Consider the following 10801-nt stretch of genomic DNA (forward strand, 5'->3'; position numbering starts at 1 on the left):
CGCGCTGCATGTGCGGGTCAGCGCGCCGCACCGCAAACCGGCGCGTCCCGCTAAGACGGCAAACAACCAGGTCGACCCACGGGTGGAAGAACACCTGCGCCTGGCCGTGCGGGTCAAGGACCGCAACCTGCCGGTACTGGTGCAGGGTGAAACCGGTGCCGGCAAGGAAGTGTTTGCGCGCCAACTGCATGAACGCAGCGCCCGTCGCGGCGGGCCGTTCGTGGCGGTGAACTGCGCGGCGATCCCGGAAAACCTGATCGAAAGCGAGCTGTTCGGCTATGTCGCCGGGGCCTTTACCGGCGCGTCGAGCAAGGGCATGACCGGGCTGTTGTCGCAGGCCGATGGCGGCACGCTGTTTCTCGATGAAATCGGCGATATGCCGCTGGCCCTGCAGACGCGTTTACTGCGGGTCTTGGCCGAAGGTGAAGTGGCCCCGCTGGGCGCGGCGAAAACCCGTGCGGTGGATATCCAGGTGATCTGCGCCAGCCACCGCGACCTGGCTACGCTGGTCAGCGAGGGGCGCTTTCGCGAGGACCTGTACTTTCGCTTGGGCTGCGCGCGGTTCTGCCTGCCGCCCTTGCGCGAGCGCAGCGACAAGCTGGCATTGATCAATCGGCTGGTGGAACAGGAGGCGCACCACAGCGGGATTGCCGTGGGTATCGGGCCTGCCGCGCTGGAGCTACTGCTGGGGTATGCCTGGCCGGGCAACGTGCGCCAACTGCGCCATGTGCTGGCGTATGCCTGTGCGGTGTGCGACGGCGGCACCATCCAATTAGCGGACTTGCCCGTGGAGGTGCGCGGCGAGCAGATCGAGGCCGACGTGCAAGAGCGTGTCAGCCCGGAACGCCAGGTGGTGCTGGATGCGCTGATCCGGCATCGCTGGAAGCCGTTGCCGACGGCCCAGGCGCTGGGGATTTCGCGGGCGACCTTGTATCGCCGGGTCAACCAGTTGGGCATCGACATGCCGGGCAAACATATCTGACACAGCACGGTCAAACATGTGGGAGCGGGCAAGCCCACTCCCACCTTTGAACCGCGTGCTTTCAGGGCTATCGGTACACAATCCCACCATCGATCAACGGCGATTGCCCGGTCATATAGTCCGCATCCGGCCCCGCCAGGTAAGACACAAGCCCCGCCACATCCTCCGGCGTTTCCGCACGGCCCAGGGCAATCCCGTCCACGTACTTCTTGTAGGTCGCGCCGACTTCGGCGCCGGTAATCTCGGCCATGCGCTTGTCGATCTCGACCCACATATCGGTGCCGACCACGCCTGGGCAATAGGCATTGACGGTGATCCCGGCGCTCGCCAGTTCCTTGGCCGCCGCCTGGGTCAGGGCACGCACCGCGAACTTGGTCGCCGAGTACACGCCCAGCAACGCAAAGCCTTCATGCCCGGCAATCGAGCAGGCGTTGATGATCTTGCCCTTCTGCTTGAGCGCCTTGAACTTCTTGCCGGCCGCCTGGATGCCCCACAACACGCCCTGCACGTTGATGCCGAGGGTGCGTTCGACCTGCTCCGGCGTCACCTCCAGCAGTGAATCGATCTGCGCCACCCCAGCGTTGTTGACGATGATGTCGAAGCCACCGAGGGTCTGGTACGCGTGTTCGACGGCAGCCACTACCTGTTCGCGTTTGGACACGTCGGCGATGAACACCGACGCCTTGCGCCCTGCCGCGACGATTTCAGCGGCCACGGCTTCGAGCTTGGCGCCATTGATGTCCACCAGCGCGATATCAGCGCCGTCCCGTGCCAGGCGCAGGGCGATGGCCCGGCCGATGCCCTGCCCGGCGCCGGTCACCAGCGCTACTTTTCCAGCGATAACGTTTCCAGCGGTACTCATGACGACCTCCTGCAACGATGAGAGAAGCCTCGTCTATCGCAGATGCCTACCTGGCCTGTCGAGACGCGAGTGGATCGGCGTACACGCTGAGACGGGATGTCTCAATGCGCGAATCCTTGTAAATGCACGCACTTATGCCTAGTTTATGCGCCCCCCGTCCTGCGCTTTAAGGCCTTGCCCCATGGTTTTGCGTTTCCGCCCCGTCGCCACTTCACGTTTCGCCCTCGGCCTGCTGCTCAGCGGTGGCATCGGCAGCAGTCTGGCCGCGGAAATTGAACTGCCAGCGGTGCAGGTGCTGGGCCAGGATGAGTCCGGTTATCGCAGTGACACCGCCTCGGTCGGCGGTTTCAATGAAGCGCCGTTGCTGGACACTCCCGCCTCGATCAGCGTGATCAACGCCGCCCTGATCAAGGACCAGCAAGCCCGCCTGCTCAGCGAAGTGCTGCGCAACGACGCCTCGGTGGGCGACAGCTATGCGCCGATCGGCTACTACGAAAACTTCGTGGTGCGCGGCTTCTCGCTGAACGCCGCGAGCAGCTACAAGATCAACGGCCGCACCATCACCGGCGAGCAGAACGTCGCCCTGGAAAACAAACAACAGGTGGAAGTGCTCAAGGGCCTGGCCGGTCTGCAAAGTGGGATTTCCGAGCCCAGCGGCGTGATCAACTACGTGACCAAGCGCCCGCAAGACGTGCGCTCGGTGACGGTGTCCAGCGACGACCGCGGCAGCGGCTATATCGCCACCGACGTCGGCGGCTGGTTCGGCAGCGAGCAGCAATTCGGCCTACGCGCCAACGTGGCCCATGAAGACCTCAATTCCTACGTGGAACACGCCAATGGCCAGCGCGACTTCCTGTCACTGGCGTTCGACTGGAACATCAGCCCCGACGCCGTACTGCAACTGGATGCGGAGTACCAGAACAAACAACAGCGCTCGGTGCCGGGCTACCAACTGCTCGGCGGCAGTGAAGTGCCCCACGATGCATCGCCGAAAAAGCTGCTGGGCCATCAAAGCGGTTCCAAGCAGGTCGGTATCGATTCGCTGAACCTCAACGGCAAGTTCGAATACCGCTTCAGTGACCAGTGGAAAGGCAGTGTCAGCGCGGCGCGCAGCAAGGTGGTGATCGATGACTACAGTTCGTTCGCCTGGGGCTGTTTCTATGTGGGCACTTGCAACGCCAACACCTTCAGCCCCGAGGGTGACTACGACATCTACGACTACCGCAGCCCCGACGACACCCGCCGCGACGATGAAGTGCAGGCGGCCATGACCGGGCTGTTCGACACCGTCGGCCTGGGCCATGAACTGACCTTCGGCACCAGCGCGTTTCGCCGGGTGATCGACAAGCGCGAGGCGGTCAACGCGTACATCGGCAGCGGCAATATCAACGACGACGCACCGACGTTTGCGCCGACCAACGTGCCGCTGCACGACAGCCATCGCAATCTCGACAGCCGCCAGTACGGCGTGTTCGTCACCGACCGCATCCGCTTCAACGAGCAGTGGCAAACCATCCTCGGCGGTCGCGAAGTGCGCCTCGATGAAAAAGCCTTTGACAGCAATGGCGACCCGGCGCGCCATACCCAGCAGTACGTGTTCCTGCCCCAGGCATCGCTGATCTATAAGCCGATTGAAAACATCTCGCTGTACACCAGCTACAGCAAGGGCCTGTCCCTGGGCGGCACCGCGCCGTGGTTCGCGAGCAACCCGAACGAAACCCTGGCCCCGACCGTGTCACGGCAACTCGAAGCCGGCGTGAAGTACGATTGGCGCCGCATCAGCTTCGCCGCCGCTGTCTTCCAGACGCGCCAGGCCTACCAGTACGCCAAGCCGGATGGCGCTGGAAACTTCACCTACGTGCAACAAGGCGAACAGAAAAACACCGGGCTGGAACTGTCGGCCAACGGCTGGGCCACCGACCGTCTGCAGATCGCCACCAGCGTCGCGGCGATTCGCGCGCGGGTCAGCGGCAGCGGCACGCCGGACTACGAAGGCCACCAGGCGATCAACGTGCCCAAGCTGCGCGCCAGTGTCTACGCCGACTACGCGCTGCCGTGGGTGAACGGCCTGGCGGTACTGGGTGGCGTGCAATACAGCGCCAAGAAGTACGCCAACCGCAGCGGCAACGTCGAGGTCGGGGACTACGCGGTGGTCAACGTCGGCAGCCGCTACACCACCAAAATCGATGGCTATGAGACGGTGTTTCGCCTGAGCGTCGACAACCTGTTCGACAAGCGCTACTGGCGCGACGCAGGCGAGTACATGGGCGATGATTACCTGTTCCAGGGCGCGCCGCTGACGGCGCGCCTGAGTGCTTCGGTCAACTTCTGAGCCCACGCGGCACTGCCAGCCACAGCGCCGCGAGACCGCAGGTCAACAGGCTCCAGCCGAGGTCTTGCAGCCAGGCGACCAGGCTCAGCCCGGCGCCAATGACCAAGTAGTACAGCAAACCGAACAGCGCGGCAGCCGTGCCCAGGCGGTCGTGATAGGCAGCCAGCGCTGCCCCCAGCACATTGGGAATCGCCATGCCGAAGGCGAGCACCACCAGCAGCATCGGCCAGACGAACAGCCAACTGCCTTGCAGCATCAACACCAGTAGGCCACCCAGTAGCGCGATGCCGGCGGCGGTGAACACCAACTGCTCACCGTGCATCCCGCGCTTGAGCAACCGCTTGTTCAGCCACGCCCCCAACCCAGAGCCCAGCGCCAGCAGCACCCCGCTGTAACCGAACGCGGCGGCGGACAGACCCAGGCGCTCGAACACAAACGGCCCCACGGCGTAATAGCTGAACAATGCAATATTGAAGGCGCCCACCAACCCCACCGCACGCCATAGCCCGGTGTCCGTGAGCATCAGGCCCAGGGTCTGGCGCAGCGAAGCCGTGGGCAACGCTGCCGGACGTGTCTCGGGCAAGGCGCACAGGCACCAGCCCCATAACACCAACGCCAGCAGCAATAACCCGGCAAGCATGCCGCGATAGCCGAAGTGCTGCACCAAGGTTGCACCGCTGAACAGGCCCAGCGCCGGGCTGACGGCCAGCGCGATGCCCATCACGGAAAACACCTGGGCCAATTCGGCGCCCTGGAAGCGATCACGCAACAGCGTCTGCGTGGCCACCGAACCTACCGCCGCGCCAAACGCCGCCAAGGCCTGGGCCAGCAGCAGGCCATTGAAGGTACTCACACCCAAGGCCAGCACCGAGGCGCCGGCATACATCGACAGCCCCGCCAACATGACGGGACGCCGCCCCCAGCGATCACACAAACGGCCCCATACCACCACGCCGAAGGCGAACGCCAGGAAGTACACCGACAGGCTCTGCCCGGCCCGTTCCGGCCCGACCGCAAAGGCCTGGCCTATATCACCCAGGGCCGGGCTGTAAAGGGTTTGGGCCAGTTGCGGGAACATCAGCAAAGCCACGGCCAGCACCAACAGGTTTGTACTTTTCACCGACAGCTCCTTCCCCGAAAAACAACGCAAGGAGTGTAAGGACTGGCCGCTGGGGTATTATCCAAACTTCGACAGCTTATCCATCAAATCGGACAATCTATGGCCTGGCTCGCCGCCGACACGTCTTTCGATCCCGACCGCCTGCCGGCACCGGTCATCGGCATCGCTGCCCAGCTCGGCGACCACGATTCCGGCCTGCACCGGCACCAACGCGGGCAACTGCTGTTTACCCAGCAGGGCTGCAGCCGCATTACCCTGGATAACCAGCTGTGCCTGCTACCGCCCACCCGAGCCGCGTGGATTCCCTGCGGCGTGCCCCATCGCGCGCAGATGCATAACGCCGTGGATTACCGTTCGGTCTACATGAGCCCGGCCCTGGCGGATCAATTGCCGCAACACGTGCGGGTGATCGAGGTGAGTGCCTTGCTGCGCGCGGTACTGGAACCGATGGCGATGGCGCCCTTCGACACCGATTGGCAAACCGGTCGTTACGCCCATCTGTTGGCGCTGTGCCTGGACGAAATCCAGACAGCCGCCGAGCAACCGATGCTGCTGCCCTTGCCCCGGGACAAACGCCTGGCACCGTTGCTGGCCCATCTGGACCGCTTGCCGCCAACGCTGCAAGACCTGGAATCACAACTGGGCGCCAGCGCCAAGACCATCGGCCGCATCTTCCGGCGGGAAACCGGCCTGGGGTATCAACAATGGCGCCAACAGTGGCGGCTGATGCGGCTGATCGAATTGCTCGCCAGCGGGCGCAACCTGGGCTATTGCGCGTTCGAGCTGGGCTTTGCCAGTGACAGCGCCTTGATCGCCTTCTTCAAGGGCCTGACCGGCACCACGCCACGCGGTTATTTCAAGGCCGACTGAAGGCTTACGTGGGCATCTTGCGAAAGCCCACTGCCAGGCGGTTCCAGCTGTTGATGGTGGCGATGGCCACACTCAGATCGAACTGTTCCTGGGCGCTGAACTCGGCGGCGAGGGGGTTGTAGTCTTCATCTGCGGCGTGGGTCTGGCTGAGCAGGGTCAGGCTTTCGGCCCAAGCCAGGGCGGCGCGTTCACGCGGGGTGAAGAACGGCGTTTCACGCCAGGCCGACAGGGTGTAGAGGCGGCGCTCGGTTTCACCGCCCTTGCGCGCATCGGCGGTGTGCATGTCGAGGCAGAAGGCGCAGCCGTTGATTTGCGACACGCGCAGGCGCACCAGTTCCAGCAGCGGCAGTTCGATGGACAATTTGCCCACAGCCGTTTCCAGGGCGCGCATGGCGTTCATGCCATCCGGGGAGGCGGTGTAGAAATCGATACGGGGTTGCATGGTAGAGCTCCGGAACACTGGGAATGGGTGGCCAGGTTAGTCAGCGGAGCGCTCAGGAGAAATAGCCAATTTCGGCAAAGATCAGGTAGCCAATGTGCGCATGGGCTCAGCCCGGCAACGGAATCACGCGCAACGGCCGCACCGACTTGTAGGAAAAGCTCGAGTAAATCTCTTTGACGCACGGCAACGTCTGCAACACCTCGCGCGCGAATTCGCCAAACGACTCCAGGTCCTTCGCCACCACCTCCAGCAGGAAGTCATAGCGCCCCGAGACGTTATGGCAGGCCACGATTTGCGGAATGTCCAACAAGCGCTGCTCGAACGCCCGCGCGACCTCCTGGGTGTGGCTCTCCATCATGATGCTGACAAACGCCGTCACCCCATACCCGAGTGCCTTGGGCGATAGGATCGCCTGGTAACCGCTGATCACCCCGCTTTCTTCCAGGTTCCTGACCCGCCGCCAGCAGGGTGAGGTGGTCAGGGATACGCGCTCGGCGAGTTCGGCCACGGTCAAGCGGGCGTTGCCTTGCAGCGCGTTTAAAAGGGCCTTGTCGGTGCGATCCAGGCTGACGGGCATAACGTGCCTCTAATCATTATTTTTAGGGAGGTTTCATCCCATAACGCGGGTTTTGTCAGCAAATATTGCAAAGTTCAGCTGTGATTATGAGCATAGCATTGTAGGAAATAAGGAGTGCCCGACATGAACAATAAACACAATGCATTCGGCTTTTCCACCCGCGCCATCCATCACGGTTATGACCCCAAGGACCACCACGGCGCCCTCGTACCGCCGATCTACCTCTGCGCCACGTTCGCCTTCCCCACCGCCGAATACGGCGCCGCGTGTTTTGCCGGTGAACAAAGCGGGCACTTCTACACGCGTATTTCCAACCCGACCCTGGCCCTGCTGGAAGCGCGCATGGCCAGCCTGGAAAACGGCGAGGCCGCCGTCGCCTTCAGCTCCGGCATGGGCGCGATTGCCGCCACCTTCTGGACCCTGCTGCGCCCCGGCGATGAGGTGATCGTCAGCCAGACGCTCTACGGCTGCACCTTCGCCCTGCTGCACCATGGCATTGCCGAATTCGGCATCAAGGTGCGCCATGTCGACCTCACGGACCTGGACGCGCTGCACGCCGCGCTGTCCCCGGCCACGCGCATGATCTACTGCGAAACCCCGGCCAACCCCACCCTGCAACTGGTCGATATCGCCGCCGTGGCGGCGCTTGCGCACCAGTTGCCCAACGTCATCGTGGTGGTCGACAACACCTACTGCACGCCCTACCTGCAACGGCCGCTGGACCTGGGCGCCGATGTGGTCGTGCATTCAGCTACCAAGTACCTCAGCGGGCACGGCGACATTACTGCGGGCATTGCGGTGAGCAACCAGGCGCTGGCGCAGCGCATTCGCCTGCAAGGGCTCAAAGACCTGACCGGCGCGGTCATGTCGCCGCAGGACGCATCGCTGCTGATGCGCGGCCTCAAGACCCTGGCGCTGCGCATGGACCGCCATTGCAGCAACGCCCAAGCGGTGGCCGAAGCCTTGCAGGCGCACCCGGCGGTGAAACGCGTGACGTACCCGGGGCTGCGCTCATTCCCCCAGTACGAATTGGCGGCGCGGCAAATGCGCATGTCCGGCGGGATGATTGCCTTCGAACTCAAAGGCGGGATCGCGGCCGGCCGGCGCTTCATGAACGCGCTCAAGCTGTTCAGCCGCGCAGTCAGCCTGGGCGATGCCGAATCCCTGGCCCAACACCCGGCGAGCATGACCCACTCCACCTACAGCCCGCAGGAGCGGGCAGCGCACGGGATCAGCGAAGGGTTGGTACGTTTGTCGGTCGGGCTGGAGGACATCGCCGACCTGCTGGCGGACGTGCAGCAGGCGCTGGCCAAGTGTATGCGGGCTGCACCGCGTGCGGCGCAGGTGGTTGAGCATGCGTTGAAATAGCGCTCAATCCACTGCCACGGTGGCCTCGCCGCAGGCCCCCGTTTGTGGCACCAAGTGAATATCCACACGACGGTTCGCAGCGCGTCCGGCTTCGGTTTCATTGCTGGCAATCGGCTGACTGGCCGCGAAGCCTTGGACGGCAAAGCAAGTGTCGGCAATGTCGCCCATGCGCTGCATCCAGTCGCGCACGGCAGCGGCGCGGGCATGCGACAGCGCCAGGTTCTGTTCGACGGGACCGGTCGCATCCGTATGCCCGGCGATCACGATCAGCCAGCCGGGCTGGGCTTTGATGTCGACCAGGGCATTGATCAGCACCTTGGCCGAGCCCGGCTTGAGCGTGGCACTGCCGGCATCGAACAGCGACAGGCTGTCCAGTCGAACCGGGTCGGGCATAAGGGGTTCACTGCCTGGACCTGACAGCCACACGCGCCAACCGAACCCCGAGAGCACAACGACGATCAACGCTCCGACCAGCCACCACAGGCCGATGCGTGACCTGCGCGGCGCCACTTCGGGTGGCGGCAGAATCACCACGGGGGTCACCAACGCCGGCGCCATCAACCTGACCGGCGCGAGCTGCGTTTCGCCCGACGCGGGGCTCTGCTCCAGGCGCTGGATCAGGCCGCCGACCTGATAACGCAAGGCTTGCAGCGATTGCAGAGGGCTGTCTAGATTTGCACGCAAACGCACCTGCAAACGTGCCAGTTCGATGTCCAATTGAACCAACGCGGCCACACTGTAGGCGTTCACCACCACGCTGCGCAGCAGCAGTTGCAGTTGGTCGAACAACCATCCCAGCAAGTCCAGGCGCGCCGACGCCATCGGCGGCCACAGGCGCGCCCACTCGCCGCCCAGCGCCTCGATCAACGCCACACCTTGCGTGATGCCCTCCACCCCATGACGCTGGCCGCGGGCCAAGGTGTAAAAGCACGCGCTGTGCAACTCCGCGCCGTTTTGCTGGAACAGCGCAAGGCAGCCTTGCTCGACCTTGGCCCAGTCCACATCCGGGCAAGCGGGATGGCTGAGCTTGGCCAACTCATCGCGCAAAGCGTTGAACTCACTGAAACCGCGCGGATCACCGCCGACTTGAATACGCATCTCAAACAACGCCGTCATCGGGCTTCCCTTCCGTTATCGGTTCAACGCTTCGACAGGTAATGCTGTCGCTTCAAGTGCCGCACCAGCACCTTGCCCTCGGGTGTCAGGCGGGTGCCGAAGTTCACGCGCTGCCCATCCTTCAATTGCAGGTCCAAGGCATACTCCAGATGACCCGGCAGCGCCTGGGGCAGCAGTTCGATGGTGATCGCCGCCAGACGCGGTTCGTACTTGAGCAGCGTGTCGGTCATGGTGCCAATCAAGTCATGGGCCGTGGCAGGCAGCCCTTGCAGGATCAGGCCCATGTCCGGCAACCCATAATCCGGCAGATGGCTGAGCGAGCCCGCTCGGCTGTTGAGGATGCGCTGCAGGTTGTCCAGCACGGAGAGCGTGTGCTGATCCGCCTCGCTGACCCGCTGCAAGTCCAACTCACCGTCGAAATTGTGCAGCAGGCGTTCGTAGAGCGAAGGGCTGTACTCGGTCATGGCTCAGTCCTTCACCAGCGGGCGCAGGGTCAAGCGGTTATCGCCCAGTTCGATCACCCGCGCGCGATCCGGCTCGAGGTCGTCACGCGTCAGCGTCAGGCGCCAAGTGTCCTGCCGGGTATCGGGGTCGCGAAACAGCGCCACCAGCGTGACAAATTGCGCGTCCTTGTGCATCGGCACATTCAGTTGCGCGCCCTCCTCCGGTTTCACCACCACCGAGCGCTTGTCCAGCAACGCACCCGCGAGCAAGCGCTCGTCATCGTCCAGCAAGCCTTCATAGGTCGCCAGCGCCGCGGCCTTGTTGTCGCGCAATTGGTAAACCCGCACCAGGGTCGGCACCGACAAGGCACGCATGTCCGTGGCATCGGTGTTCAGCGCCGTGCGCGCGCTGAAATCCAGGTGCAGGGTGTTGACCTGCTTGTAGAAGATCGCCTTGGCGGTGGATGCCGTGCCATCCGCCACGGTCTGGGCCAACCCACAACCGCCCAGCGGTAGCGTGAATGCCGCTAGCATCATGAGATTAAAAACGGTACGCGACATGCTGTGTCTCCCTGTTGCGTGGGTTAATCGAAAGGCCTTGGTAGCGACCCAGGTTGATCGTCAGGCTGGCGTGCTCGGTCGCCCGCCAGGCGGCGCCTCCCAAGCCCAGCACGCCGGTCATGCCGAGC

Annotated in this window: 11 protein-coding genes and 1 pseudogene; 4 read left to right on the forward strand and 8 right to left on the reverse strand. The window is 63.7% G+C overall.

Annotated features, from left to right (window positions below):
• A partial coding sequence (locus L9Z73_RS17345; RefSeq protein WP_247403304.1) for a sigma-54-dependent Fis family transcriptional regulator occupies positions 1 to 982 on the forward strand: 982 nt, incomplete at its 5' end.
• 67 nt (positions 983 to 1049) lie between these two features.
• Here L9Z73_RS17345 and L9Z73_RS17350 read toward each other — a convergent pair.
• Positions 1050 to 1844 carry an acetoin reductase gene (locus L9Z73_RS17350; RefSeq protein ID WP_247403306.1) on the reverse strand — a complete coding sequence of 265 codons (795 nt, stop codon included), beginning with the start codon at positions 1842 to 1844 and terminating at the stop codon, positions 1050 to 1052.
• Between the two features lie 181 nt (positions 1845 to 2025).
• Between L9Z73_RS17350 and L9Z73_RS17355 the strand changes: the two genes are divergently transcribed.
• Positions 2026 to 4176 (forward strand): TonB-dependent siderophore receptor, encoded by a 2151-nt coding sequence (locus L9Z73_RS17355; RefSeq protein ID WP_247403308.1) that lies wholly within the window; start codon positions 2026 to 2028, stop codon positions 4174 to 4176.
• Here the strand turns inward: L9Z73_RS17355 and L9Z73_RS17360 are convergent.
• Complete coding sequence (locus tag L9Z73_RS17360) at positions 4166 to 5296, reverse strand: MFS transporter (RefSeq protein WP_247403310.1); 1131 nt, start codon at positions 5294 to 5296, stop codon at positions 4166 to 4168. The two genes, L9Z73_RS17355 and L9Z73_RS17360, sit on opposite strands and share 11 nt — an antisense overlap.
• A gap of 99 nt (positions 5297 to 5395) precedes the next feature.
• On the opposite strand from L9Z73_RS17360, the gene L9Z73_RS17365 reads away from it, so the two are divergent.
• A complete protein-coding gene (locus L9Z73_RS17365; protein WP_247403312.1) occupies positions 5396 to 6166 on the forward strand; it encodes an AraC family transcriptional regulator in 771 nt (256 codons plus the stop codon).
• A 4-nt stretch (positions 6167 to 6170) separates the two neighbouring features.
• On the opposite strand, the gene L9Z73_RS17370 is transcribed toward L9Z73_RS17365, so the two are convergent.
• Together L9Z73_RS17370 and L9Z73_RS17375 are read right to left on the reverse strand one after the other, a co-directional pair.
• Positions 6171 to 6608: a carboxymuconolactone decarboxylase family protein gene (locus L9Z73_RS17370; RefSeq protein ID WP_247403314.1), complete on the reverse strand. Its 438-nt coding sequence runs from the start codon at positions 6606 to 6608 to the stop codon at positions 6171 to 6173.
• A gap of 106 nt (positions 6609 to 6714) precedes the next feature.
• Positions 6715 to 7185 carry an Lrp/AsnC family transcriptional regulator gene (locus L9Z73_RS17375; RefSeq protein ID WP_247403316.1) on the reverse strand — a complete coding sequence of 157 codons (471 nt, stop codon included), beginning with the start codon at positions 7183 to 7185 and terminating at the stop codon, positions 6715 to 6717.
• Positions 7186 to 7308: 123 nt separating this feature from the next.
• Here L9Z73_RS17375 and L9Z73_RS17380 point away from each other — a divergent pair, with 123 nt between their 5' ends.
• Positions 7309 to 8553, forward strand: a complete 1245-nt coding sequence (locus L9Z73_RS17380) for a methionine gamma-lyase (protein WP_247403317.1) — start codon at positions 7309 to 7311, stop codon at positions 8551 to 8553.
• Positions 8554 to 8556: 3 nt separating this feature from the next.
• Here the strand turns inward: L9Z73_RS17380 and L9Z73_RS17385 are convergent, their stop codons facing one another.
• From L9Z73_RS17385 to L9Z73_RS17400, 4 genes and pseudogenes are all read right to left on the reverse strand, one after another.
• A complete protein-coding gene (locus L9Z73_RS17385; protein ID WP_247403322.1) occupies positions 8557 to 9669 on the reverse strand; it encodes an OmpA family protein in 1113 nt (370 codons plus the stop codon).
• Between the two features lie 23 nt (positions 9670 to 9692).
• Entirely contained in the window at positions 9693 to 10133 is a 441-nt protein-coding gene (gene tssE, locus L9Z73_RS17390; protein ID WP_247403325.1) for a type VI secretion system baseplate subunit TssE, read from the reverse strand.
• Between the two features lie 3 nt (positions 10134 to 10136).
• The gene (tssJ, locus tag L9Z73_RS17395) at positions 10137 to 10673 is read right to left on the reverse strand and encodes a type VI secretion system lipoprotein TssJ (RefSeq protein WP_247403328.1); all 537 of its coding nucleotides are present in this window, start codon (positions 10671 to 10673) and stop codon (positions 10137 to 10139) included.
• A pseudogene (locus L9Z73_RS17400) lies at positions 10654 to 10801 on the reverse strand (type VI secretion system baseplate subunit TssG); the annotation flags it as partial. The pseudogene L9Z73_RS17400 and the gene tssJ, both read right to left, overlap by 20 nt.

Origin of the sequence: Pseudomonas emilianonis (assembly GCF_023072625.1) — a bacterium.
Classification (GTDB): Bacteria; Pseudomonadota; Gammaproteobacteria; order Pseudomonadales; family Pseudomonadaceae; genus Aquipseudomonas; species Aquipseudomonas paraveronii.